Genomic DNA, 23,425 nt, shown 5'->3' with positions numbered 1-23,425 from the left:
TCGTCACCTCACGAAGGCGCTCAGGCCGCCGGTCACGGCACGTCCGACAATGAGGGTCTGGATCTCCCGTGTGCCCTCGTACGAGTAAATGGCCTCCGCGTCGGCGACGAAGCGACCGATCTTGTAGTCGAGGACGATTCCGTTGCCGGCCATCAACTCCCGCGCCCACCCGACGCTCTCGCGCATCCGCACGGTGCAGTGGGCCTTCGCCAGCGCGGACTGCTCGTCCCGGTACACCCCGGCGTCCTGCAACTGGGCCAGTCGCGTCACCATCCCGCAGGATGCCGTGGCGTTGCCGAGCATCTTCACCAGCAGGTCCTGCACGAGCTGGAAGCCTCCGATGGGGCGCCCGAACTGCTCGCGCTCCTTCGCGTAACTCAGGGCGATCTCGTAGGCGCCGAACATCACTCCCACCGCCTGCCACGCCACGCCGCTGCGCGTCTGGCGCAGGATCTTGGCGGTGTCCTTGAAGGAGTTCGCGTTCTGCAACCGGTTGGACTCCGGGACGCGGCAGCCGTCGAGCACGATGTCGGCGTTCTGCACGATCCGCAGCGCCATCTTTTTCTCGATCTTCGTCGCGGTGAACCCGGGGGTGTCCTTCTCCACGACGAATCCCAGCACATGCTGCGTCTCGACATCGCGGGCCCAGATGACGACCAGGTCGGCGAACGTCGCGTTGCCGATCCATCGCTTGGCTCCGTCGAGGATCCATCCGTCGCCGTCACGTCGCGCGGTCGTCCGCAGGCCACCCGCCACGTCGGATCCGCCGTGCGGCTCGGTCAGCCCGAAGGCGCCGATCTTCTCGAAGCGGCTCATCGCCGGCAGCCACCGCCGCTTCTGCTCGTCGGACCCGCAGGCGAGGATGGTGCCCATGGCCAGACCTGTGTGCACGCCGAAGAACGTCGCCAAGGACGCGTCGAAGTGTGCGAGCTCCAGCGCGGTGAAGCCCGAGAAGAGGTTGCTCGGCCTGGACTCCGGGGAGTCGGGGTCGGCCCATGCCATCAAGCCCAGCTTCCCGAAGCCCTCCACCAGCTGGAAGGGGAACTCGGCGCGGGCCCAGTAGTCGTCGACGAGCGGGGCGGCCTGAGTGCGCAGGAATTCGCGCAGGGATGCGATCTTCCCCCGATCCTTCTCCGACAGCAGTTCCTCATAGGCGTAGAAGTCGGCGGGCAGCAGCCCTGCGTCCAGGTAGGGACCAGACGGTGTCGGCAAGGTCGTCGTACCGCTCATGGCAATCTCCCTCAAACGCAGTGGGCATGGCTCGCAGGTCCGCGCTCTGGAGCCACCTCTGCGCGGCGAATCGGTTCCCTCCCTCGATTGAACGAGGAGTCGGGGCCGGTTCCCCCGCCCCTCGCCGCCACGGGGTGCCATTGCCACCGTCTATCACCCCAGTGGCCCGACGCAGCCCGGTGAGACAGAGGCGCGGGGCGCCCAGCATCAGCCCATCAGGTCTGTACAAGATCCGCCCAGGCCCCACCGCGGCGGCTTCTGGCATGGCCTCGCGAAATGCCTGCGGCAGACCCGGCCCGCGTCTCTTCCTCGGCTGCCTGGTGGGGGCCGGTGAGTCGGCCGCCGTGCCGGAGCAGGTGCTCCTCCCAGGAAGCCTGCAGAAGCGTCTCGAGGCAGTGGTCGGGATGCGCCCCGTCCCGGCAGAAGTTCCAGTGCAAGGCGCCGGCGAGCCACTCGGGCGGTTGCGGCCTCGCCCGCTGTGGCTGTCCGCCCTGCGGCACCGTCATGTGATCTGATCACCGCCTTGATGGCGATGCAACGGCTTCTTGCGCGACCCTGACCCGCCACGTCGCGGTCGGCTGCTCTCTCATCTGCCCAGGGTCAGCCGATCGCGAGCTGTCCGCCGCGTGCCTCGAGAACCGCGCCGGTGATGTAGCTGGCGCGGGACGAAACAAGGAACAGAACCGCTTCCGCGATTTCTTCAGGGTCTGCGACCCGCCCCAGTACGGTGGTTCGCCCGATCGCCTGGAGGGTTTCACCTCCCATCTCCTCCGTCCCGGGGGTATGGACAGGGCCCGGAGCCACGGCGTTCACGCGGACGCCCTGGGCGCCGAACTCGTCAGCCCATACTCGTGTGAGAAGTTCGAGTGCAGCTTTGGAGGCCCCGTAAGCGCCCGATTCCCGCACCGGCGTGGTAGCCGCCGCTGTACTCACATTCACGATGACGCCACGCCCCCGCTCAGCCATTCCCGGAGCGAGGGCACCGACCAGGAGCATCGGCGCGCGTGAGTTGACGGCCATCTGAGCGTCGAACATCTCGGCGGTGGTGTCCGGCGTACTGGCGAACCGGTAGATACCGGCGTTGTTGATCAGAACGTCCACCTCGCCTGCTTCAGCGGCAAGACGCAGGACATCTTCAGAGCTACTCAGATCCGCAGCAACGAACCGAGCCTTCCTGCCTGCGGCAGCGATCTCTTTGACAGTCTCAGCACCCCGCTGCTCGTCCCGCCCGTGGACGATGACCGAGGCCCCCGACGCGGCCAGGCGCAGGGCCACGGCCCGGCCGATGCCAGCTGTGGCGCCGGTGACAAGAGCGGTGGATCCGTCCAGTTCTGCAGCCATGGAAAACTCCTCCAAGCCGAGAGGAACGACGTGCTGCCGGTTGTTCCTCGTGTAACTGATGATCCTGATGGTTCCACGCGGTGATCACCGGCTCGATCAACGGCCACTGCTCGTCCTATAAGTCACTCGGATACGGCTTGCGTTCACTCACCCGGTCACATCACCAGATCAACAACCGCGGAACGGCAGATTCCGCCCCGCCGCCGCACCATCAGGCGACAGCAGATCAACTCGAAGACTTACGAACCGCCCACTCAGAACTCCAGCACCAGACTCTTGGCTCTGGCTCACTTCCGGTGGTGACGTTCGGCGATCGCCGTCTGTCGCCGTAATTCGCCCAGCTCGCGGCAGTGTCAGCGCCATGAGCCCTGGATGTTCGGATGCGGATGTCGCCCCCGTCCAACCGCCGCGCAGCGGGACGACCAGGTATGTGTTTGCATCACATTCCGTTACCACCGGAAGTGAGCCAGAGCCAGTGACCGTACAGTCCCGTGTTCCCTGCCATTCCCCGGTCTGGCGGGCACGGAATGGGCATACGGCTCAGTCGTTCGGGACGTACGCGTGCGAGTGAGACCGAGCAATGGCCAGCACCTCGTCGTCTGCCACGACATCGCGCTAATGGAATCTCGCAGCCTGCTGTTGGATGCGGCACCACCACGGTGTCAGGCGGTCGGCGCTGCGGAAGCCGCCCGGGCGCAGCCATGGTCACCGATCATGTGCTGACCGCACCGACGGCGCCGCGCTGCGCCCTTGGTCTGTCATGCCTGGGGCATTGCCGAGCCTGGCTCGTGCTCGCCGGGTGGAGTGCCGGGCTTGAGGATGACGGAGGTGTAGTGGTTGGCAAAGAAGTACGAATAGGACAGGCCTTCGTCGATGTTGCCGAACTGGTTGCTCATCATGGTCATCAGCGCTGTCGTGCGGGTGCCGTCGCCGGCGTAGGCGGTGAACTGCTGGTTGGGTGGCAACCCAGTGGCTCCGATGGTGACTTCGTTGATGCCTGGGAGTGCCCGGATCAGGGCCGTGCCCTCGCCGGAGCTACCGGTGACGCTCAGGGGGATGTTTTGCGTGCGCATGCCCAGACCTTGCCGGCCCAGGTTGTTGGTGCTGGTGGCCGGCGTGCTGCGCGCCACGTACACCAGCGCCATGGGCGATTGGCCGATGGGGAGGGTCTTGATCACCGAGTTCGTGTGTGTGTCGATGACGTCGACCGCGTCGGAGTTCTGCAGGGCGACGTAGATCCTGGTGTTGTCGGGGCTGGGCCAGATGCCGTGGGGACCGTGGCCGTTGTTGTGGATGGTCTTCACCAGCGTGGGCGGCGCGCCGGTTTTCGATCGGCGGTACACCAAGGTCTCGTTCAGTCCGCCCACGGTCTGGTAGGCGTAGTCGACGCCGCCGACCGTGACGAAGTTGGGGTGGTTGGTGCGCGGTCCCGTGTTCAGCACCGCCTCCACACGGAAGGTGCGTGCATTGACCACAGCGGTGGTCCGGCCGTTGGTGGGCATGCCGAGCCAGATGTCCCGGCCGTCGGGTGAGATGGCCATGTCGGAGGACCCACCCGCCTGTTCGGGGATCGGCAGGCGCTTGATGATCCGGCGGGAGGCCACATCGATCATGTCCACCCGCGAGGCGCGCAGGTGGTTGACGTAGGCGAGTTTGCCGTCGGGGCTGAAGACCACCTTCGACGGCCCGTCCTCGGTGCGGATCCGGTCGACCTCCTTGCCGGCCCGCCAGTCGAGCACCGAGATGTAGTCCTGGCCGCGCACCGCCACCCACAGTCGCGTGCCGTCCGGCGAGAAGAATCCTTCGTGCGGCGCCCGGCCGACGTACATGGTGCGCACTACTTTGTTGGTTGCGGTGTCAATGATATGGACGGCGTTGGTGGTCACGTCGATCACGTCGAGCCACTTTCCGTCCCGGGAGAAGCCCAGGCCGTGCACGTCGATCTCCCCGTCGTACATGGCCCCCAGCACGTCCGCGCTGGGGTCCAGCCGCGGCTTGCCCAGAGCGATCGTGCCCAGCACGGTGTTCGTCGCCGGATTGATGACACTCACCGTGTTGGAGGACTGGTCGGCTGTGTATACCCGGTCGTTCCCCGAGATCTGTTGCGCTCCGGGCAGCGCTGGAGCTTGGATCAGCGTGCCCTGCTCTGAGGGGCTGGCGTTCGACCTGACAGATTCCTGCGTCCCGGGCGTCGCGCAAGCGGCGATTGACGCGTACACGGCCGCCGCCACGAACGCGCGGGCAAAGCCGGGTCTTATCCCCATGTTCACTCCTTGTGGTCACGTCGCCGGCGGATCACCCGCACCACAAGCTGCCACCGGCGCTTGGCTTGTGGGGACTGTGCTGTGGGGGCTGTGCCGCGTGGCGTGAGAGGTTGCGGCAGGAACTGGTCGCTGCGCTCATCAAAGGCCGCTGGCGAGAGCAGCGCCTGTCATCGTGGCGCCGAGGGCACCACTTCAAACGCGGTCACGCATTCCCGACCACATGACCGATGACGCCTGGCGTCGGTCGCCCGAATCATCGTCGAGCCATAAGGGAATCTAACTGACACTTTCGACATGCTCACCTCGGCCGAAGGTTTTCACTCGGACGGCCCCTTGTTGGCGAACGGCGGACAAATGCACGGCCGTTCAGACATCGTGCGGTGTACGCCGAACAAATTCACGATCGTTCACGACGGGCCGACCACGACTGCGATTGCAGCCACACCAGGCAGTAGCCCGCGAGGGCGACGGAGCGGCTTTGGCCGGTGGCCTGCCCGGTCCCCGTCACGCAGCATGAAGCGAACAAGAAGCCCGGTGGCGTTGGGGTTGCCGCTACTTCTGCCGTACAGCTTGGGCGGCACGGGGAACGTAAGCGCGGTTGCTACTGGTCAGGGTCTGGGTGTGCGTGTCGCCGAGGACCTGCTCGCGCTGGGTGAGGGTGGTTCGGTGTAAGCCCCGAATGGCCCGCTAGGACTGGCTGGCGCTGGGCCTTCATGGGCGAATTAAGTGACCTTCATAGCCCTGGGACCGATGGGGACCGAGGAGACGGGGATCTTGACGTGCGGGGGCGAGTCCCCCGGATCCCGGCTCCGTGGCCAGGGGCGCACATGTCGAGCGCGGAGGATGGAGTCGTGAAAGATAGGACTGAAAAAGGCATGTCCGAAACGGAGGAATTCGCGAACCCGAGCAGGCGAAGATTTGTCACGGGAGCAACTCTGGGCGTGGCTCTAGCCTCTGCAGGCATCTATGAGCTCATCGACAAGCTGGTCACCCCACCCGAGCGGGCCGCCGTGGAGGCCGACAGACCTCTGCCACCGGAACAATATGCCATTCCCACACCGCGGCTCATCATGGACAACGGAACAGGAGTCGCAAGCAGCAACGGAACGACCCCAGTACTGATTCCTCCACTGCACAATCACGTCATCACTGCGACATTGAGGGTTTCGCCGAGCGCGAAAGATTTGCAGGAGGCGCAGCGTCACCTCGAGTCCGTCATCCACGGCTTGGAGAGACACTTCCCTCCCCCTCCCAGCGGTCTGGGCGTCGTCGTCTCCTGGGGACTTCCCTACTTCCAGCACTACATCCCCAGCCTCGGGAGGGGTTCCGGCTACTTCAAATCTGGGACGCGCTACCCGGAATATCTACCGATCGATCTGATGACGTCCAAGCAGCAGGGTCGCACGGTCTACGCGCTCCAGGCTGCCAGAACGTATCCAAGCGACCAGCCGCCTGCCGGCTTCGGGCAGGTCCGACTGGAACAGAACCACGTGGCAGTGCTCCTGCGCAGTGATTCGCTCAACAACATCATGGAAGGCACCAACGCCCTGTTCGGGACGGGAAGCCACCAGGCGGGTGACCTCTTTAAAGTAACCAGTATCCGACGAGGCTTCACAGGTGGCGGTCACACGGGGCAGCAGTCACTTGCCAGCAAGCTGGCACTGGAGGCAGACCTGCCCGGGGCAAGGTCTATTCCTGCGCATGCGCCCATCTTTCTCGGCTTCACCACCACGATCAAATCCGCGGAAAGTTCCACACCCGTTTCGAATCTGGAGACGCTTCCCGGCTGGACCGACCAATGGCCCAATGGCTACTTCAAGTACGGGACTGTCATGCCTCTCTCACATCTGTACTCGGACCTGGCTACCTGGTACGGGGAAGATCGAGAGGGATCGCAGGAATTCCCGGCCTATGCTGACCGACTCCGCGCCATGTACCGACCTGGACTCTCGGTCCCTGTGGGAACGGTGACCGTGGATCCTCCCGTCGAAAGCCAAGGCGACGTCTTTCAACGGGTCAGGGAAACAGGTAGTTACGGTCACAACGGGAGCATGCAGCCGGTGAACCGCCTACAGAAAGCGACAACCAGCAACTATGGCGTGACCTACCCGATCGGCACCCCTGTATCCAATCGTGGCGATTTCGCTACGCTGGACAATCCGTTCTACTACACCTCTGACCCGGTCGGCGACCAGTACAGTACCCAGAAGGCAGCCGGGTTGCATTTCCTGATCTTCGCGCCGACGTCCGAGACGTTTAATCGTATTCGCCTGGCGATGGACGGCTACTACCCTGATGGCAAAAGAATCGACTTCTCCCCGCGCTCACCCAAGGCCGGCCTGAATGCAGTGGTTCACACCACGCACCGCCAGAACTTTCTGATTCCACCGAGGAGTCATCGTTCGTTCCCGCTCGCTGAGTTCCTGAGCTGACCCCGGGCTGCTTTGGTTCGTTGCGCCGCTTGGCCACAGCCGTTGGCGGCGTCAGTGCTGCCTGCTGGCAGTATTCGAACGTTTTTGTTCTAATTTTCCTCAACATAGCTTCGCTGATGAACACCTGCGGTGGGGGCCTTCTACGCCTTCGATGACGTCCAGGCGGCGATCGAGACTCTGACGGCGGAGATCAACATCACGACGCCGGGGCGAGCATCAGGGGCCGTGGCGGGACTTCGACGAGGTCGAGCGGGCCGTGTTCCAGTGGGTCGCGTCCGCCATCATCGGTGGGCAGAAAACCGTCCTCGGGCCGGGTAGCCTGGGCCACCTCCTGCGGAACGTCATGCACGAGTTCAAGGTGACGGGGACGGAAGTCTGTCACTGCCTCAACTACTACACCCCGGCCGGATTCGAGCAGGCCATTCTGGGGTGCTCCCGGCCAGCGGAGCGCTGCGAGTTGCCCCCGCCCGGGCTGGATGAGCCGGACTCCACGCAGGTTGTGAGGTTCTTCAACAACTACTGGGTTGCGCCGGCCAACCTCCCGTGGGCCAAGCAGAAGTGGTCGCGCGACTGAGCGGTGTTCCAGGTTCCAGGTCGCGTCACTACCCCGCGATGGCGCTGCCGCACACGGCGCCGGTGTACCGCCGGTTGTCCTCGCGCACCCAGCGCCAGCAGCTGACCGGCTGGATCGCCGACACGGGCATCCTGGTCCTGATGGTCCGCGGCTTCGGCTCCCAGTCGTATGCCGACGTCGTCCGCGTGGCCGTCCCGCGCCGGTGTTCCCCTCAGTGGTGGATCCCCGGATCCGCCGTCCGTCGGCGCCGAGGACGGTGGCCCGCTTCCGCAGCGGTTGCGTACTCGCCGCGAATGCGCCGACCTGGGCGCTGCACCCGGCCTGGAGCGTCTCGAGCAGGCTGCGCTCGGCGGTCACCGCGGCCAGGCTGGCCTGGCAGGTCAGGGTGCCGAGCAGGGCCGCGAGCTCGGGCTCGCTCGCGCGGCACTCCACGGCGAGGGCTCCCTGGCCGTGGGCCGGGAGCATCTCGTCCGGCTCGAAGACCTGGGTGACGGCGTCGACCCGGCCGATCCTGGCCAACCCGGCGTAGGCCAGCACCACGCCGTCGAGCTCACCTTGCCCAGCCGGGTGCCTGCGTTGCCGCGTCGGGGCGCGCCGCAGGTCGCCGCGCAGGCTGAGCAGCTGTGCAGCCCGCCGCGGCGAGCCGGTGCCGATCGTGGCGCCGCGCGGCAGGTCAGCGAGCTTGGCACCGTCCCGCGCCACCAGCGCGTCGCGCGGGTCGTCCCGGGGCGGCACCGCGGCCAGTGCGATTCCCGCCGCGGGCCCGGTCGGCAGGCCCTTCAGCGAATGCACGACCAGGTCGATCTCACCGTCGAGCAGCGCCTCGCGCAGCGCGCCGACGAACACGCCAGTGCCGCTGATCCGGGCCGCATGCGCCGGGCTGACGTCGCCCGGTGTCGCCACCCCGACGATCTGCACCGGCCGGCCGATCCGCTCGGTGATCAGGCCGGCCACCCGCCGGGACTGCGCCATGGCCATCGGGCTCCTACGACTGCCGAGCCGCAGCATGTGCTGGTTCACGGAAGGTGCTCCTGCACCCGGGCGGCGCGGGTGACCGCCTGGACCGCGCGTGAATCAGCAGATCACGACGTCCGCCTCGGCCATGGCGGCGGACAGGCCGTCCAGGCCGACGACGCGGGTCACCGCCGGAGAGGGGTAAACGGCACGACACGCCGACGTGGGACGAGGGCTCCTTCGGAGTCAGGAACCGGGGAACAGGGGCCAGCCGGACATCAGGCCGCCGTCGAGCGTGAGCGTCTGGCCCGTGATGTAGCCGGCCCTGTCGGACCCGAGGTACTGCACGGCCGCCGCGATTTCCTCGGGAGTGCCCGGACGGCCCATCGGAAGTACGGAGTTGACAGCGGCGCGGACGGCGTCGGTGCCGGTCGCACGCTCGTACATCGCAGTCCGTGTGTAGCCAGGGGCCACCGCGTTGACGCGGATGCCGTGCTTGGCGCCCTCCAGGGCCGCGCTCTTGGTGATGCCGATGACGGCATGCTTGCTGCCCACGTACAGGGCGTAGTCGGGGTAGCCCATCAGGCCGTAGGTGGAGCTGACGTTGATGACGCTGCCGCCCCCATCCTGTGCCCGCATCGCTCGAAACTCGTGCTTCAGACTGAGGAGCGTGCCCTTGACATTGGTGTCGAAGGTGTTCTCGTACGCCTCGTCGGTCACCTCGGTGACCGGGGTGAGCCTGCCTTCGGTGCCAGCGTTGTTGAAGGCTACGTCGAGCCGCCCGAAGTGTTCCACCGCGCGGTCGACCAGGTTCCGGACCTCGGCGTCACGGCGCACGTCGGCCTTCACGAACAGAGCCCGCCCACCGCTATTTTCGAGTTCCTCGACGAGTGCGTCGCCGGCATCCTGATGACGTCCGCTAACCACCACGTTCGCGCCCTCACGAGCGTAGGCGAGGGCGGTTGCGCGGCCGATCCCGGTCAGCGCGCCGGTGATGAGGACGACAGGAGCCATAACGTGGTCCTTCGGTAGGGGCCCGCAAGCGTGAGGCGTGATGTCGAGAGAGACGTGACCTGTGCGGCCACCTGCCGGTGGAACCGGCCCCTGGATCCCTGTGGCGCCGGGTGTCCGCGTACACGCGGCGGCCACGTCCCAGCGGCCGCGGAAGGGATCGCGGACGGCGAGGCCGGCACCCTGGCTCGACGGCACATCCCGGTCGAGCAGGACCAGAGGCTCACACCTTGAACTTCCTCGACCTTGGCTCCAGGGGCAACGCAGGGAACGACATCAGACGGATCTGTTTTCCGCGCTGACCATCCAGGCGTACTTTTCCAGGGAGTCGATGATCGCGTGGAGCAGGTCGGCTGTGGAGGGATCCTCACTGTCGACCTGGTCATGGTGCGTCCGCAGCGTATCGGCAGTAGCGTGCAGGCGCGCAGTGACAAGATCGACAACAGTGCTCACACTCACCTCTCCTTCCGGGAACGCGGGGAGTGTGGTGGTCGCTGTCACCGTGTCGGAGCGGCCGTCGGGCCAGGCCGCGAGAGCGCGCATGCGTTCGGCAACGGTGTCGGCCGACTCCCGGGCGTCGTCGACGATTTCATCAAGTTGCAGGTGCAGGTCCCGAAAGTTGTGGCCGACCACGTTCCAGTGGGCCTGCTTCCCCTGAAGGTGCAGTTCGACGAGATCCACCAAGATCTGTTGCAACGCCTGGGCAAGCTGCGGCGAGGCCGTGAATCCGGCCCCCTCGGCGTCTGAACGCCGTGAAGCCCCAGCGGAAGCGGTCACGGGTATCTCCTTCTGCGAGCACGGCACAGCAGCCCCTGGAACAGAGGGCCGGTTTTCCTACGTGCTCAAGCCTATGCAGGTCACTCGCTGCCGCCACTGCGCCTGATCCGCTTGGCGGACATTTGAGATCAAGCCCAAACAGTCACAGCCCTACCGCGTCGGCGAGCAGGTCTACCTGTTCCAGACCGCCGCCGTGAGGGAAGAGAATGAGTTCGTCACAGCCTGCCTCAGTACTGGCGGTTACCCACCCGGACCTTTCGCCGTTCCACCACGATCGTGGTCCTGAGCACACCGTTGCGGCTCACCACCTCCGGAGGTCCTGGAGCCGCGGCCCCGTGCCCGGCGGTGTGTGCCCACCCTCAACCACGGATCCCTGCGTGGCGCCGGAGCGCTCGCTCGGTGCACTACCCGCGCAGCCGGCGAGCCACAGCGCGGCGAGGAGCAGACCGGCGACGATGCGGGACGGCGAGGAACAACCCGTGCTGGGCCGGGTCACTTCTCCTCCCCAGGAAAACGGACGCGCCCCGACCGGGAACGTTCGGCCGGAGATCCGTATGCTGCTGGTCAGTCAGCCGGAGAGTAAGGGCACAAAGATCCCATGCCACGCGGCCACGCCCGGCCGACGATGCCATCCGCCCGAATGGACCGCCCCGCGACCGCCCCCACAATGGACTTCGAGCACACCGCGGAGCTGCGAGCTGCGCAGTTGCGGATCCGGGAGGCGCCGAGCGCGAGTAGCCACCGTGCCCCGTGACGGCTCTTGATCGTTGTCATTGTCGTACGACGTCGTCATGCGGTACGCGGATGGGCGCTGACGCCCAGGGAGCAGGAGAGGCGGGAGCGGGTGCGCTTGGGGGTGGTCAGCGGTTCGCTCGTGGTGAGAAGTCGCAGTCCTCGCGGCGGTTATGGCCGTTATGGCCTTTCCTCTGTCTCAGGGTTGGATGACGACCCGGCCGCGCGACTTCTTCTCCGCCACGGCGCGATAGGCGTCCGGGCCGTGGTCGAGGTCGAAGGTCTGCGCGATGGGGGGCGGCTTGAACTGGCCGCGCTCGAAGTGGGGGCTGATCCGCTTGAGGCGCTCGGGAGAAGCGTGTGGCGGTGTCGGTGTCGACGTCGAGCGCGTTGATCATCAAGGCCAGCCCGCTCCACCGGTTGGTGATCATCAGTACTTCCAGCAGTTGCTCGTCGCCAAGCACCTCGCGTACGCGATCCAGCGTGGCGGGTGCCAGCGACGCGGTGGTGACCAGTTCGCTGGTCATCTCCAGCACCGCCGGCTCAGCCGGGCTGAACCCGCCCTCGGCGAGCCGGCCGTCAGCGGCCAGGGCGTTGCGTTGCCGGGATCCGACTCCGCAGTCTTCGGCCAGGTGCGTGTGCTGCGCGATCTCGTAGGGACACCGCATCAGGGACCCAGTGCGTAAAATGACCAGCTCACGCAGGCGCGCGGGCACGACCGTGCTGGTCAGGGCGGCGCGGCCGGCGAGTATCCACCCGGCGAAGGGCTCGCCCGCGTGGGCCAGCGCCCGGTAGATGTTCAGGTTCCCGAGCTCGGCGACCAGGTCGCGGACCTGGTCGGACATGCTGGAGCAGTACGAGATCCGGGTCACAGGGAGGTCTCCAGTCGGACGTCGTGATCGATGTCGAGATCGACAGTGTTCAACACGAGCGCGAGTCCGTAGTACAGGCTGACCAGGAGCAGCAGTTCGCTCAGCTCCGCCTCGTCGAGCACGGTCCGGGCTCCGCGAAGGTCTCCTGGGTCACGGTGCCGGTCGTACACAGCTCGCCGACGAAGGCCAGCACCGTGCTCTCCGGCTCGGCGAATCGGGACACCGATCCCTCGGTCCTCAGCGCGCTGATCTCCGCATCGCTGATCCCGGCTCTTCGGCCCACGGAGGTGTGCTGGGCGATCTGGTAGGCGCAGTGCTGGAGATGGGCGATCCGCAGGACCACCAGCTCGCGAAGCCGCGGGTCGAACGTGCGGCTGTCGAGTTGAGCGTCGACCATCACGCACCGTCGAACACCTTCGGAGCGCCCGCCAGGAGGCGGAAGACATTCAGCTCACCGCGCCGGCTCATGAAATCACGGGCGGCAGGGCTGACCGACTCGACGGGGGTCGGCGGGATGCGGGACACCCTCAGTGCTCCCTGTGGTCCAGCACGAACGTCCGCTCCACCGTCTGGAACGGCTCGCCCATGCGGGTGCCGTCCGGAGCGGTGTCCCCCGCATCGTGGTGGACGAAGTCCACCACCAGCGACCGCCTGACCCCGAAGACCGCGTCCCGCTCCACGTAGGGGTCATCGCTGCGGACCAACATGGTGATCAGCGGCTCGAAGCCTTCGGCATGCAGCCGGAAGTGCAGGTGCTCCGGGCGCATCGGCGACCGGTTCGCGGCACGCAGGATCTCCCCGCACGGCCCGTCGTTCGGGACCGGGTAATACCGCGGGGCCACCGACCGGTACCAGAAGCGCCCCTCGTCGTCAGTGGTCAGCAAGGCACGCATGGCCAGCCGACCGTGCAGCTTGTCTTGCATCTGCACGTCATAGAAGCCCTCCCCGTCGCTGTGCCAGGTGTCCACCTTGGCGCCGGCCACGGGGTTGCCGTCCGGGTCGAGGACCCGGCCGTTGAAGAACAGTGGAATCCCCTCGACCTCGCCGGAGATGTCCGATCCGTTCTGTGCCGTCGGCCGGCCTTCGACGTAGAAGGGGCCCAGCAGCGTCGAATCCGTCACCGACCCGCCACCCGGATGGTGGATAAGGTCCACCAGGACACTCAGGCCCAGAATGTCGGACAGCAGGACAAACTCCTGCCGCGTCGGCGTACAGGTCTTGCCTACACGTTCGAGGAAATCCATCGCCGTGAACCATTCCTCACCGGTCAGCCGCACCTCCCGCGTGAAGTCGTGCAGGTGCTGCACCAGGCGGATGAACAGCTCCTTGACGCGCTCGTCCTCCGCGCCTTCGAAAGTCTTCTGCACCGCCTCGGTGATCGAGGCCGCCGTCAGATCGATGGACACCGCCTCTCTCCTATCGCTCAAGGGGTCGCCCCGCGCTGGACCATCTGGCGCTGCCTGTGGAACTTGTCCAGCGCCCCGACGAGACACCTACCGTGATCTGCCCGCCAGCGATCGTGGACCTCCACCGACCGGCGTAATGCGTCCCACCGACGAAGATGGCGAGCGCCTGCTTGCGACCGAAGGGCGCAGTCCGGTGCTCCGTGAGCAAAAGGGCTGAGCGATCCGGGTACCGGATCGCTCAGCTGGGTGGTGCTGAGCCCCGCGCGCCGGGTCTTGGTGTTGGACAGGAACACTCCGAGTTTCACCGGGTGTTCCTCGCCGTCGATGGTGACGGTTTCGACGTGGGAGCGGCTGACGGGCCCGACGGTGCCTGTGCGCTGCCGGTACTGCGCGAGGGCCGCGCAGCCTCGCTCGAACGCGTCCAGGGCGCCCCTGGAGCCCTTGGCGGGTGTCTTCTGCTCTGGGAGCAGCGGGGTGATGGTGAGGTCTGTCAGCCGCTTGCGTTGCCCCGGCGCGAGCCCTTCCCAGACGACGTGCTGCCGCTGTCGCTGGAGCCACCGGCCCACGTCCGCTCCGAACGAGGTCACGCCGGGCACGATGTCGGCCGGCTCGGCGTCCAGGGCCACCAGCCGTGCCACCCCGGCGTAGTTGCGCTGCCAGTCCACCGGCCACTCAGGACGCCAGTCCGGATCGATCGCGGCCAGCTGCTCCGCCCGCCGCTGGGTGAGACCGCCGTTCTTGCGGCAGTTGGCCAGCCACTGCCCGACCGGCTTGTCCAGCGCGGTCGCGGTGACCGGAGCGGCCAGCGTGCCCGTCCGGGCGAAGTACGCGCGGGCCGCCGCGAGGTTCTCCTCCCACGCCGCTTCCGGCGGCCATCCCCAGCTCATCAAGGTCCGCCGCCCGCTCCGAGGCCAGTCCGCCTGCGTGCATGCCGCGCCACTGGTCGGCCAGCCACAGCCCCAGCGGGAAGCTGTGCCCGTTCGGCATGAGTTCGCGGTGCTCGTACGGCACGAGCAGGTGCCCCGTCCGCCGGCTTGAGGACCTCGTGCCCGGGGACGTAGGAATACCCCACGTCCTTGACCTCGACGAGGTCGTTCGTCTCCGCTGCCCAGACTTCCACCCGCACAAGGAAGACAAACGGCTCTGTTCCCGCCCGAGGCGGCCTTCTCCGCTGATAGAGATCGGACCGAATCGCCGTGACGGTCCGACACGCAAGGTCACCACATTATTAGTCTTGGTCGTCGTGTCGAGAGGTGCGGCGATGGAGCCCGATGGGGAGACTGCTGGTGGCCCGGGGCTGGTGATGCGGATTGCGGTGGTGGTGCTGGTGGCCGCCTCCGGGGCGGTGGAAGCCATCTCTTTCACCGCGTTGGATCACGTTTTCGCCGGTGTCATGACCAGCAACCTTGCCTTGCTGGGGATGGCGATCGGCCGGGCTCGCGGTGCAGACGTCACCGCGGCGCTGCTGGCGCTGGCCGGGTTCGGCGCGGGCGCGGCGGTGGTCGCCTGGGTGACCCATGGTCGGCCGGGGACCTCCACGTGCTGGTCGCGGCGTGTGGCGTTCTGTTTGGCGGGTGAGGCGGTGCTGCTCGCTGTGGGTGCGGCCTTCTGGGCTGCCTCGGGCGGCGCGCCCGGTTCCACGGCCCGGGACGTGATGCAGTGCGGGGCGGCACTCGCGATGGGTGGGCAGGCCGCGGCGATGGTGGCGGCCGGGCGGGCCGCCGCGCCCACGACCTACCTGACGGGCACGCTCGCCACCTACATCGTGCGCGGCCTGGGCGGGGCCTCAGGGCGGCCCGACCGGTGGGTGCCTCTCCGGCTCGTCGCACTGATCGCAGGTGCGGCGGCCGCCATGGCACTGCGCTGGGCCGCGCCGGCATGGGCTGGTGCGCTGCCCTTCGCACTTGTCACCGCGGCCACGCTGACAGCCTCGCGGCCCCTTGCCGTACGGCAGCCGCCGACGGACGATCCGCCCGTGGCATAGGCGGCCACGGCTGTGCCCGGATCATTCCGTGCCCGTAACGACGGCCTGCTCGGCGGCCTCCCGCAGAATTGAGGCACTTCGCGTCAGCGTCTGGCGTTTCTCGGCAGTCATGGGTGGCTCGTGCATCTGTTGGACCCGCCCTTGAAGGAACGGCGCCCTGCCCCCGGCTTCGAGCGATGTTGGCGCGTCCGGTCCGCTGAGCCGAGGCATGGCAGCGGCGCGGACGCAGCCGGGGATCGGGGGTCGGCCAGGGCGATGCCGACGAAGGCGGGCAGACCCCAGCCCAGACCACCGCTGGCCGCGTTGTAATAGCCGCCGCCCTGCCGTACGGGCAGATGCCGCCACCGCACTTCCCGGAAGGTCGGCGCCTCTTCGACGATCACGGTGTCCGGCGGTAGAACGTCCCCGAGCAGGTGCAGGACATACTCGCCGCGCATCGGTGTGGTCTGCTCGGGGGCGGGCCGCGGCGCCGGTTCGGGAAGCGAGCCGGCGGGGTGCTCGAGCAGATGGCCGAGCACCCCGCCGATCCCGTCACACAGGCTGGTGCGGATGCCGATGCCCGTGTCGGCGCCGGGCGAGGACCGCGGGGTCTTCGCTGAGCTGGAACAGCTCCGTGCCCTCCGGCACGCACGGGCCGTCACTGGGCACGTGGTAGACGAACACCGGAGCACCGAGCACCACCACCAAGTCGGCGCCCTTCAGGGCTTCGCGGATGAGTTTACGGGTGGGCTGGAGCTGTCCGCGGAAGCAGGGGTGCTCTTCGGGGAAGCCTGTCCGGCTGATGTGCGGGCTCACCCACACGGCCGCACCGGTGCGCTCCGCCAGCTCGACGGCGAGCGCGGTGGCCCTCTCGCGTTCCACCGCCGACCCCACCCCCAGCACCGGGGACCGGGCCGCCGACAGCCTCTGCGCCACACCGGCCAGCTCGCCAGCCCCGGCCGCGAACCGGTCACCGACGGTGCGCAGGGGCACCGCCGGGGCGGGGGTGTCCCAGTCGTCCATGGGCACGGAGAGAAAGACAGTGCCCGGTAGCCGCCACACCGCCTCGGGCAGTCACAGCGCGTCGAACGGACTAGGAGGCGTGTGTCGGGAGTGGACCTTGGGGTGTCTCGGCATGCTGCTGTGTGCCCCTGGCCTGCACGGACCGACGACCACCTTATGCCCGCGCCCTCAACCAGGCGGTCTGGCAGGAGCGTGACGGCGGGAACCTGGCCGAGCGCCTGGAACCGTTCAAGGCGGAGTTTCTCGCCGTCGCACGCCGCAGCCTGGCCTGACACCGCTGGTCACAGCCACTCGTCGATCGCGGCCACCAGCACGGTCGCTTCGTAGCGTACGGCCAGCTTCTCGTAATCTCGTGGCCACGGCCCTGTGCCTTTCGAGGCGGTTGATGCCGCACCGTCAGCCGAGTTTGCGCCGCAGCTGCAGGGTGTAGAGGAGGAGGAGGAGCGAAGGCGCGATCATGGCGGCCGCGACGCAGGAGACCCCGAGCAGTACCCACAAGGTGGGCGAGGGTGCTGCCGCGTGGTGGATGGTCAGGTGGGTGCCCAGAAGGTAGGGGTACTGGGCGACTCCCCATCCCGCGACGACGGTGGCGATCGCGAGGGCGGCCAGGGTGCGTACGACGGGAGGGCGGCCTTTGCGCAACAGGAGAAGCGCGGCGAGACCGCACAGGCCCGAGACGGCCAGGAGCGGCGCGCCCACCGTGCTCAACTGGTGGAACAGGCGCGGGGAGTCCGAGTGCAGGACGAACACGCCTGCAAGGGCCACCAGTCCCGCGACTACGCCCGCCCCGAAGGCCCGGCGGCGGAACGCCTTCTCCAGGGACGTTCTCCAGGGACGTGTCCGTGTGCAGCTGGGCCTGCCCGGTGAGGAACACGGCGGCGAGGTAGGCACAGACGGTGACCGCAAGGACCCCGCCGAGAAGGGAGGTCGGATTGAGCCAGCTGGACAGCGCGTCACCGTGCCCCGCCGAGGGCACACGGCCGGAGGCGATCCCGCCGGCGATGGTGCCGAAGAAGAACGGGGTGGATACCGACGAGCAGGCGAAGGCGACACCGCTGATCCGCTCCCCCTGCCTTTCGGCCAGCGCATGGCGGAAGGCGAAGCCCGCTCCCCTCGTGACGATACCCAGCGCCGCCAGTCCCAGGGGGAGGTACAGGGTGGTGGTGATGGCGGTGAAGGCTTGAGGAAAGCCCGTCCAGATCGTGACGAGACAGAAGATCAGCCACGTGTGGTTGGCTTCCCACACCGGGCTGAGGGAAAGGTTGATCAGCTCGCGGATGCGGTGTCCTCGCCTGGCGCCCCCGGCGGTCAGATCCCAGAAGCCGGCCCCGTAGTCGGCCCCGCCGAAGAGGGCGTAGGCGATGACGCCGACGAACAGGACCGCCGCGATCACCGTGCTCATGCCTCATCAGCTCCGCGTGTGCGCCCGTTCATGGCCGGCGCCGGCCGGGGGCCGTACGGGACCGCCACGGCGTCGGTGCCTTCTTCCGACCATCGGCGTCGCATGGTCCGGAGCACGAACCAGGCACCGGCGCCGACGCAGAAATAGATCGCGAGGACCGTGGCGAAGAGCGGCCACAGATTGCCTTGCGTGGCGACCGCGTCCTTCGTCAGCAAGAGCCCCACGACGGTCCAGGGTTGGCGCCCGACCTCGGTCACCACCCAGCCGCTCTCCAGTGACGGAAGCGCGACCAGCCCGGCGACTACCGAACCGCGCAGGAACCAGCGGTTCATCGGCACCTCGCGCCGTCGCCACCACAGCCAGCCGAACCACAGGGACAGCAGGAGCAGCAGTGTGGCGGTGCCGACCATGACGTCGAAGGCGAGATGCACGATGCTGACCACCGCGTCCGTGGGGCGTACGGCGGCCGGGATCGCGTCCAAGCCCTGGATCGTGGTGGAGGGGCGGAAACCGGCGAGGATCGAGGCGACGTCGGGAGGCGGGATGCCATAGCGCACCTGGCCGTTGACGAAGACGCCGCCGAGGGTCTCCGGGATGTGATCACCAGTGGTCGGTACGAGTTCGATGGCGGCGAACTTGGCCGGTTCCCTGTCGTAGACCTGGCGGGCGATGGTATCCCCGACGAGGAACTGCAGCGGCATGGCGACCGCGGCGACCGTGAAGGGAACGACGAACCCGAGCCGGTGGTAGCGGTCCCGACGTCCCTTGAGCAGTTCCCAGGCGTAGACCCCGGCTACCAGGAACCCCGCGACGATGTACGCCGCGAGGAGCATGTGCACCATCTCCCACCAGAACGCGCCGTTGAAGAAGACCTTGGACGGGATCACGTCCACCACGCGCCCGTTCTTCACCACGATCCCCGCGGGCTGGTTCATCCAGCTGTTGGCCGCGACGACGGAGGCCGTTCCGCCGACCCCCGCCAGGGTGACCACAACACCGGTGAAGAAGTGCGGCCACGGTGGAAGCCTCTTCCAGCCGTAGATATAGATGGCCATGAAGATGGCTTCGAGGAAGAAGAAGAGGCCTTCGATGGCGAACGGAAACCCGAACGCCGACCCGAATGCTCCCATGAGCCCGGGCCAGAGCAGCCCAACTCGAACGTCAGCACCGTGCCGGAAAGGGCCCCCACGGCGAACAGCACCGCGGCCACCTTGGACCACCGCTGCGCCAGGAGAAGCGCCTGCTGATCGGCGCGGCGCAGTGCCCTTACTGGCAGATCAGCATCATGAAGGTGAATGCGACACCGAAGGGCACCAGAATGATGTGGAAGCCCAACGTGAACGCCATCTGCTCGCGCGCGGGGAGGAGTTGTGGCGGGTCGGCAGCTCCCAGCAGGGCAGACAACACCATGAAGCCTCTTTCCGGCTCGGACGGCGGCGGACGATCCGTTTCCCATGGGCCCTTTTCTTGCCCCGTGAATCGTCCATGTCCTTTACCTTGAGGGCCTTGTACCGGATTGAAGAAGAATACCCGTGAGCGGCCAGGTCGAGTAGTTGCGGGGGCTTGCCTTTCGTGGTCGATCATAAACAGCGATGCGGCGGCTCATCGCAGAGGCATGAACGAAATCATCGTCGTGTACAAGCTCAACCCATTTGCCGCGCAGGTTGCCTCCAGGCCTCTCACCTGGCGGTTTCCGTAATGCGGGACGGAGTCACCTCGACGACCAGGTGCTTGGTGACCGGTTGGGCGCTTTGCGTGCTGACGTCGGCGAGGCCACAGAGGACGTTCAGCTCCGGCATGTATCCGGCCGCGCAGCCCGACGGGATTTCGTAGCGGATGGCTCGGTAGCCATGGACGGTTCGCTCCGTGCCGTCCTTCGAGAAGCTCTTGACGTCGACGAGGTCGAATTCCGCGAGTCCGCGGTCGCGCATGTCGTCCTCGTTCATGAAGATCACCGTGCGCAAGCCCTTCAGGCCGCGGTAGCGATCGTCGTTGGAGTAGATCGTCGTATTGAACTGGTCGTGCGAACGGATCGTTGTCAGCGTCAGACGTCCGTCACCCGGATCGACGTCGTCGGGAAGGGCTGCGAGGGAGAATTCGGCCCGGCCCGAGGGCGTCTGGAAGACACGCTCGCGCGCCAACTGACGGATTCGGAAGCCGTGCGGATGGCGGGCCCGGCGGTTGAAGTCCTCGAACCCGTCCAGAACCCGGGACATCGCGTCGCGGATGTGGTCGTAGTCAGCCACGTGGTTCTGCCAGGGAGTCGTGCTGTGGGGCAAGGTGGCCTGGGCCAGGCCGGCGAGGATCGCACACTCGGAGCGCAGATGCGGCGAAGCGGGCTCCTTCATCCCGTAGGAGATGTGCACCATCGACATCGCGTCCTCGACCGTGATCCCCTGCACGCCGCTGGCCTGACGATCAATCTCGGTCCGGGCGAGGCAGGGGAGGATGAGCGCGCCCTTTCCGTGCACGATATGGCTGCGGTTGAGCTTGGTGCTGACCTGCACGGTCAGCTCGCAGTTGCGCAGCGCCCCGAACGTGTAAGGCAGGTCGGGCGTGGCAAGGGCGAAGTTGCCGCCGAGGGAGACGAAGACCTTCACGTCGCCGCGGCGCATTGCCCGGATCGTCGCCACGACGTCGAGTCCGTGCTCGCGCGGTGGCGAGAAGCCATAGACCTCGCCGAGTCGGTCGAGGAACTCCGAGGACGGCCGGTGGTCGATGCCACAGGTGCGGTTGCCCTGCACATTGCTGTGCCCGCGGACCGGGCACGGCCCCGTCCCCTCGCGGCCGATGTTGCCGCGCAACAACAGCAGGTTGAGGATCTCGCTCACTGTGTCGACGCCATGCTCATGCTGCGTGATGCCGAGGCACCAGGCGATGATCACCCGATCGGAGGCCATGTAGGAGTCCGCGAGTCTGCGGATGTCAGGCTCCGAAATGCCCGAATCACGGACCACGGCGGACCACGGCGTGGAGGCGGCCAAGGCCCGGTACTCGTCGAAGCCGTGTGTGTAGCGCTCGATGAAGTCGCGGTCGAGCGCGGTCGGATCCTTCTCCGCGGCCTCCAGCACCGCCTTGGCGACGCCAGCGCGTGCGCTACTATGCCGCCGACTCGTTGAAGGCGGCGAGAATGCGGGGGTAGTCCGGGTGCTCGGGCAGCTCGGGCGGGGATGCGGGGAGCCGGTCGGCGAGGCCAGTGACGGTCTTGCGAGTGATCGCGAGGTGCAAGCATGCCCAGGACGAGCGCCTACGTGAGGTCGTGAACAGGGCGAATGTCGCCTGATGCGGCAGAGGCTGCACCCCGACGGAACAATGCGGTCCACAGGAACGTCATGCCGAAGAGTGCTGACTCGGGCGGCTCCTCCCGCATGCGGCGCAGTTCGACCTCCACCAGGTCAGAGAAGATCCAGCGCAGCGATTCGGGCTTGTAAGCGAGGCCGCCCTGCAACACGCGCTCACGGTAGAGATCCGAGTCGGAGAGTTCCGAACCCATTCCTCCCTCGCCGGCAGCGAAGCTGGTGAGGGCGAGATGGCCGCCGGGGGCCAGGACGCGGTCGAGGAGACTCAGGTAACTGACCCGGCGGTGCGGCGGCAAGTGGTGGAAGCATCCTGAGTCGACGACCAGGTCGTACGGGCCGCTCAACTCGGTTGCAGGGAGAGCGAAAGCGTCACCGCAGAGGAAGCGGACATCGACGCCAAACTCGCGAGCCCGGTCCTCGCCCCACGCGACGGCCACCGGGGAGAGGTCGACCGCGTCCACCTCGAAGCCGTGCGAGGCGAGGAACAGAGCATTGCGGCCCGCCCCGCAGCCCAGGTCCAGGGCCCGACCGGGAGCGATCAGGCTCTGGTCGAGATAGGCGGCCAGGTTCTCGTCGGGCTTCGCCACGAAGAACGGGACCGGCCTTGACCGGTCGGCATAGAAGCGATCCCAGAAGTCCTTGCCGTCACCGGTCGCCAGGCGGCCAGCCTCGGATTCAGATGCGAACAGTCCGTCCAAGAGCGCGAGAACGTCCTCGATGGTGCGTACGGTCCGGTCCACCGGGCCCCCCTTTCGACCGAGTGCGATCGTAGGAGCGAGGAGAATAAAAGGCCAGTTCAGACGGTATTTCACGACGCCTGGCGTGGGCTGCTGCCAGCCCCGGAGGAGACCGGACGCAACCCACTCCAGGCCCCGACCCCGCGTCCACCCAAACACCCCTACGGGGCCAGGAAAGGCCCATCCCCGGCCACGCCCAGCAGACTTTTTCGACGAGTTTCCAGCTGCGCCACAGGGCGAACGTTGTCTGATGCGGCACTAGAATCTGGACATGGGTAGGACAGACCGCGCCAGCCGGGTGATCGCGGCACCACCGGAGACCGTCTACGGCGCCCTCCTCGACCGGGAGTCCCTCGAGGTCTGGCTGCCGCCGGATGGCATGCGCGGGCGGGTCGAGCGGTGGGATCCCCGGCCTGGTGGCGGGTTCCGGATCGTCCTCACGTACCTCGACCCCGCTGACAGCCCCGGCAAGACGTCAGATGCGACCGATGTCGTCGACGTCGGGTTCGCCGCCCTGGTGCCGCCGGAGCGTGTGGTGCAGCGGGCTGTGTTCCAGGCTGACGACCCGTCGTACGCGGGCACCATGACGATGACATGGCACCTCGCTGCCACCAGTGAGGGGACCGAGGTGACCGTTACCGCCACGGACGTGCCGCCCGGCATCGACCAAGCGGTCCACGAGGCCGGGATTGCCTCCTCGCTAGACAACCTGGCGTCGTACGTCGAAGCGGTGGACTGACTTCGGGGCGGCTGTGCCCCGGGCCCGGCCACGTCGTCAGAGGAAGCGGTCGAGCACTCACACCCGTCATCGCGCGCATCCCGTCAGATGATGGCTGAGTAATTGCCAAGATCGACGGAACTGCAGGTTGTTCAGGCTGCGTGGGCTTCGGGGCGTTCGACGAGGTGGCCGCGTTCGAAGCGGGCTCCGGCGCGGACGAGAGCGACGAGGTGGGGTGCGTTCACGGCCCGCCGGCGTGCCTGGGCGGACTCGACGAGCTTGAAGACCATCGCCAAGGCCGCGGCCGCGCGGCCGGCGCCCTTGGTGACCTTCGTGCGGAGCCGGACGGTGGCGAAGGTCGACTCGCAGGTGGATCCAGTGCTCGGCGGGGAAGTCGTAGAACGCCAGCAGTTCGTCCACGTCGTCGGTGATCTTCTTGACCGCCTTGGGCCACTTTGCGCCGTAGCTCTTGTCGAACGCGGCGACGGTTTTGAGGGCGTGGGTGCGGTCCTCGGCGTTGTAGATCTCCTGCAGGGCCTTCTTCGCCCCGGGCTGCGCGGACTTCGGCAGCGCGTCGAGGGTGTTGGCGATCTTCTGAAGCCGTAAAGAATCAAGGTGCTGCTTTACAGGTGTGGGCTCGTTGTCAGGGTATGGCGGTTCCGGAGGAGATCTGTTCCCAACTCCAGTGCA

At 67.2% G+C, this 23,425-nt stretch carries 21 protein-coding genes and 5 pseudogenes; 3 read left to right on the top strand and 23 right to left on the bottom strand.

The genetic code is table 11. The features are described 5' to 3' along the window. Window positions 1–3: 3 nt before the first annotated feature. The 3 genes from ACFYZE_RS30705 to ACFYZE_RS30695 all read right to left on the bottom strand — a co-directional run bounded on the left by ACFYZE_RS30705 (window position 4) and on the right by ACFYZE_RS30695 (window position 4,835). A complete protein-coding gene (locus tag ACFYZE_RS30705) occupies window positions 4–1,230 on the bottom strand; it encodes an acyl-CoA dehydrogenase family protein (RefSeq protein ID WP_389001131.1) in 1,227 nt (408 codons plus the stop codon). Between the two features lie 600 nt (window positions 1,231–1,830). Beyond that, entirely contained in the window at window positions 1,831–2,571 is a 741-nt protein-coding gene (locus ACFYZE_RS30700; RefSeq protein ID WP_389001129.1) for an SDR family NAD(P)-dependent oxidoreductase, read from the bottom strand. A gap of 758 nt (window positions 2,572–3,329) precedes the next feature. Beyond that, the gene (locus ACFYZE_RS30695; protein ID WP_389001126.1) at window positions 3,330–4,835 is read right to left on the bottom strand and encodes a beta-propeller fold lactonase family protein; all 1,506 of its coding nucleotides are present in this window, start codon (window positions 4,833–4,835) and stop codon (window positions 3,330–3,332) included. An 827-nt stretch (window positions 4,836–5,662) separates the two neighbouring features. Here ACFYZE_RS30695 and ACFYZE_RS30690 point away from each other — a divergent pair. Then, entirely contained in the window at window positions 5,663–7,267 is a 1,605-nt protein-coding gene (locus tag ACFYZE_RS30690; protein ID WP_389001123.1) for a hypothetical protein, read from the top strand. A 196-nt stretch (window positions 7,268–7,463) separates the two neighbouring features. Here ACFYZE_RS30690 and hemC read toward each other — a convergent pair whose 3' ends face one another. The 10 genes and pseudogenes from hemC to ACFYZE_RS30640 all read right to left on the bottom strand — a co-directional run bounded on the left by hemC (window position 7,464) and on the right by ACFYZE_RS30640 (window position 14,480). Continuing rightward, a complete protein-coding gene (gene hemC, locus ACFYZE_RS30685) occupies window positions 7,464–8,861 on the bottom strand; it encodes a hydroxymethylbilane synthase (RefSeq protein WP_389001120.1) in 1,398 nt (465 codons plus the stop codon). Window positions 8,862–9,041: 180 nt separating this feature from the next. Continuing rightward, a complete protein-coding gene (locus tag ACFYZE_RS30680; protein ID WP_389001117.1) occupies window positions 9,042–9,809 on the bottom strand; it encodes an SDR family NAD(P)-dependent oxidoreductase in 768 nt (255 codons plus the stop codon). 273 nt (window positions 9,810–10,082) lie between these two features. Next, the gene (locus tag ACFYZE_RS30675) at window positions 10,083–10,583 is read right to left on the bottom strand and encodes a Dps family protein (protein WP_389001114.1); all 501 of its coding nucleotides are present in this window, start codon (window positions 10,581–10,583) and stop codon (window positions 10,083–10,085) included. Between the two features lie 931 nt (window positions 10,584–11,514). Beyond that, entirely contained in the window at window positions 11,515–11,649 is a 135-nt protein-coding gene (locus ACFYZE_RS30670; protein ID WP_389001354.1) for a hypothetical protein, read from the bottom strand. 205 nt (window positions 11,650–11,854) lie between these two features. Further along, a pseudogene (locus tag ACFYZE_RS30665) lies at window positions 11,855–12,160 on the bottom strand (carboxymuconolactone decarboxylase family protein); the annotation flags it as partial. 23 nt (window positions 12,161–12,183) lie between these two features. After that, window positions 12,184–12,309, bottom strand: coding sequence for a hypothetical protein (locus ACFYZE_RS30660; protein ID WP_389001111.1), 126 nt, complete (start codon window positions 12,307–12,309; stop codon window positions 12,184–12,186). Further along, window positions 12,288–12,584 (bottom strand): carboxymuconolactone decarboxylase family protein, encoded by a 297-nt coding sequence (locus ACFYZE_RS30655; RefSeq protein ID WP_389001351.1) that lies wholly within the window; start codon window positions 12,582–12,584, stop codon window positions 12,288–12,290. The genes ACFYZE_RS30660 and ACFYZE_RS30655 overlap by 22 nt, the downstream gene beginning before the upstream one ends. Then, a complete protein-coding gene (locus tag ACFYZE_RS30650; RefSeq protein WP_389001108.1) occupies window positions 12,584–12,712 on the bottom strand; it encodes a hypothetical protein in 129 nt (42 codons plus the stop codon). Before ACFYZE_RS30650 ends, ACFYZE_RS30655 begins: the two co-directional genes overlap by 1 nt. 2 nt (window positions 12,713–12,714) lie before the next feature. Next, window positions 12,715–13,593, bottom strand: a complete 879-nt coding sequence (locus tag ACFYZE_RS30645) for a dioxygenase (RefSeq protein WP_389001105.1) — start codon at window positions 13,591–13,593, stop codon at window positions 12,715–12,717. Window positions 13,594–13,610: 17 nt separating this feature from the next. Next, window positions 13,611–14,480 (bottom strand): helicase associated domain-containing protein, encoded by an 870-nt coding sequence (locus tag ACFYZE_RS30640; protein WP_389001102.1) that lies wholly within the window; start codon window positions 14,478–14,480, stop codon window positions 13,611–13,613. 356 nt (window positions 14,481–14,836) lie between these two features. Between ACFYZE_RS30640 and ACFYZE_RS30635 the strand changes: the two genes are divergently transcribed. Continuing rightward, window positions 14,837–15,577, top strand: coding sequence for a YoaK family protein (locus tag ACFYZE_RS30635; protein ID WP_389001348.1), 741 nt, complete (start codon window positions 14,837–14,839; stop codon window positions 15,575–15,577). A gap of 107 nt (window positions 15,578–15,684) precedes the next feature. Here ACFYZE_RS30635 and ACFYZE_RS30630 read toward each other — a convergent pair whose 3' ends face one another. From ACFYZE_RS30630 to ACFYZE_RS30590, 9 genes and pseudogenes are all read right to left on the bottom strand, one after another. Continuing rightward, a complete protein-coding gene (locus ACFYZE_RS30630) occupies window positions 15,685–16,095 on the bottom strand; it encodes a hypothetical protein (protein ID WP_389001099.1) in 411 nt (136 codons plus the stop codon). Between the two features lie 13 nt (window positions 16,096–16,108). Next, on the bottom strand, window positions 16,109–16,579 hold the full coding sequence (locus ACFYZE_RS30625) for a hypothetical protein (RefSeq protein WP_389001096.1): 471 nt from the start codon (window positions 16,577–16,579) through the stop codon (window positions 16,109–16,111). A 396-nt stretch (window positions 16,580–16,975) separates the two neighbouring features. Next, window positions 16,976–17,344: a cytochrome d ubiquinol oxidase subunit II gene (locus ACFYZE_RS30620; RefSeq protein WP_389001093.1), complete on the bottom strand. Its 369-nt coding sequence runs from the start codon at window positions 17,342–17,344 to the stop codon at window positions 16,976–16,978. A gap of 145 nt (window positions 17,345–17,489) precedes the next feature. After that, window positions 17,490–17,981 (bottom strand): annotated as a pseudogene (locus tag ACFYZE_RS30615) (cytochrome d ubiquinol oxidase subunit II); the annotation flags it as partial. Further along, window positions 17,978–19,191 (bottom strand): annotated as a pseudogene (locus tag ACFYZE_RS30610) (cytochrome ubiquinol oxidase subunit I). The pseudogenes ACFYZE_RS30615 and ACFYZE_RS30610, both read right to left, overlap by 4 nt. A gap of 56 nt (window positions 19,192–19,247) precedes the next feature. Continuing rightward, window positions 19,248–19,391, bottom strand: a complete 144-nt coding sequence (locus tag ACFYZE_RS30605) for a hypothetical protein (RefSeq protein ID WP_389001090.1) — start codon at window positions 19,389–19,391, stop codon at window positions 19,248–19,250. A 269-nt stretch (window positions 19,392–19,660) separates the two neighbouring features. Continuing rightward, window positions 19,661–21,067, bottom strand: a pseudogene (locus tag ACFYZE_RS30600) (molybdopterin dinucleotide binding domain-containing protein); the annotation flags it as partial. A gap of 13 nt (window positions 21,068–21,080) precedes the next feature. Continuing rightward, the gene (locus ACFYZE_RS30595) at window positions 21,081–21,209 is read right to left on the bottom strand and encodes a hypothetical protein (RefSeq protein ID WP_389001375.1); all 129 of its coding nucleotides are present in this window, start codon (window positions 21,207–21,209) and stop codon (window positions 21,081–21,083) included. 19 nt (window positions 21,210–21,228) lie between these two features. Next, window positions 21,229–22,020: a class I SAM-dependent methyltransferase gene (locus ACFYZE_RS30590; protein WP_389001087.1), complete on the bottom strand. Its 792-nt coding sequence runs from the start codon at window positions 22,018–22,020 to the stop codon at window positions 21,229–21,231. A gap of 268 nt (window positions 22,021–22,288) precedes the next feature. Here ACFYZE_RS30590 and ACFYZE_RS30585 point away from each other — a divergent pair, with 268 nt between their 5' ends. After that, the gene (locus ACFYZE_RS30585) at window positions 22,289–22,756 is read left to right on the top strand and encodes an SRPBCC family protein (RefSeq protein ID WP_389001084.1); all 468 of its coding nucleotides are present in this window, start codon (window positions 22,289–22,291) and stop codon (window positions 22,754–22,756) included. A gap of 131 nt (window positions 22,757–22,887) precedes the next feature. Here the strand turns inward: ACFYZE_RS30585 and ACFYZE_RS30580 are convergent. Continuing rightward, window positions 22,888–23,329, bottom strand: a pseudogene (locus tag ACFYZE_RS30580) (transposase); the annotation flags it as partial. Between the last annotated feature and the right edge of the window lie 96 nt (window positions 23,330–23,425).

The sequence above is a fragment of the Streptomyces sp. NPDC001796 genome (genome assembly GCF_042892355.1).
Lineage (GTDB): Bacteria > Actinomycetota > Actinomycetes > Streptomycetales > Streptomycetaceae > Streptomyces.
The sequence above is the reverse complement of the archived record's forward strand: the minus strand, read 5'-3'. Positions and strand labels throughout refer to the sequence as shown.

What these genes read in the sequence shown, in the direction of transcription:
- ACFYZE_RS30695 (WP_389001126.1), bottom strand. Translation starts at nt 4,835, where the DNA reads ATGGGGATAAGACCCGGCTTTGCCCGCGCGTTCGTGGCGGCGGCCGTG.
- ACFYZE_RS30690 (WP_389001123.1), top strand. Translation starts at nt 5,663, where the DNA reads ATGTCGAGCGCGGAGGATGGAGTCGTGAAAGATAGGACTGAAAAAGGC.
- ACFYZE_RS30605 (WP_389001090.1), bottom strand. Translation starts at nt 19,391, where the DNA reads ATGGTGTTGTCTGCCCTGCTGGGAGCTGCCGACCCGCCACAACTCCTC.
- ACFYZE_RS30640 (WP_389001102.1), bottom strand. Translation starts at nt 14,480, where the DNA reads ATGAGCTGGGGATGGCCGCCGGAAGCGGCGTGGGAGGAGAACCTCGCG.
- ACFYZE_RS30705 (WP_389001131.1), bottom strand. Translation starts at nt 1,230, where the DNA reads ATGAGCGGTACGACGACCTTGCCGACACCGTCTGGTCCCTACCTGGAC.
- ACFYZE_RS30680 (WP_389001117.1), bottom strand. Translation starts at nt 9,809, where the DNA reads ATGGCTCCTGTCGTCCTCATCACCGGCGCGCTGACCGGGATCGGCCGC.
- ACFYZE_RS30585 (WP_389001084.1), top strand. Translation starts at nt 22,289, where the DNA reads ATGGGTAGGACAGACCGCGCCAGCCGGGTGATCGCGGCACCACCGGAG.
- ACFYZE_RS30655 (WP_389001351.1), bottom strand. Translation starts at nt 12,584, where the DNA reads ATGGTCGACGCTCAACTCGACAGCCGCACGTTCGACCCGCGGCTTCGC.
- ACFYZE_RS30625 (WP_389001096.1), bottom strand. Translation starts at nt 16,579, where the DNA reads ATGGACGACTGGGACACCCCCGCCCCGGCGGTGCCCCTGCGCACCGTC.
- ACFYZE_RS30700 (WP_389001129.1), bottom strand. Translation starts at nt 2,571, where the DNA reads ATGGCTGCAGAACTGGACGGATCCACCGCTCTTGTCACCGGCGCCACA.